Genomic DNA, 525 nt, shown 5'->3' on the forward strand with positions numbered 1-525 from the left:
TCACAAAACGTCTTGTACAATTAGCTGAGCAACAACTTGGCGGCGGACGTTTCTAAGACAATTTCATACACACCATGACTTAAGGAAGAATGGATATCCATTCTTCCTTTTCATATATTTAATTTCCATCTTTATATAAAAATTATTATTGCTCATCTTCTTTACTGACTGATTTTGTTTTTCCTTTCTTTAGTACAGCACTGATTCCTAAACAACAGACAGCTGCTATCCATCCGGAGATGAGAAAATAAACAGAAGTATTTGCAAAGAGTGTACCTATTAAAATAAACAGGCCTCCGAGAATAATAAAAAAGACGTGACCTTCACCAATTTTTTTCACCTTCATCACCTCTCCCCTACCTGCGTATACAAACTAATGTTCAGATACAAAAGAAACTTCTTGATAAACAAGAAGTTTTCTTACGTCCGTTTCTTTTTCAATAAAAAATAAAGGTGTTTTCTTTTTATTTATTCAACAAAACCACTCAATATTCTTCTCAATTACGTGCTATTCAATAATTTCTT

The 525-nt window shown here is 32.6% G+C and carries 1 protein-coding gene; it reads right to left on the reverse strand.

Features of this window, described 5'->3' with window-relative positions:
- Nucleotides 1-145 precede the first annotated feature (145 nt).
- On the reverse strand, nucleotides 146-346 hold the full coding sequence (locus AC27IT_RS28210) for a hypothetical protein (RefSeq protein ID WP_028413937.1): 201 nt from the start codon (nucleotides 344-346) through the stop codon (nucleotides 146-148).
- Nucleotides 347-525: the final 179 nt, after the last annotated feature.

This window comes from Brevibacillus sp. YAE8 (genome assembly GCF_057543335.1).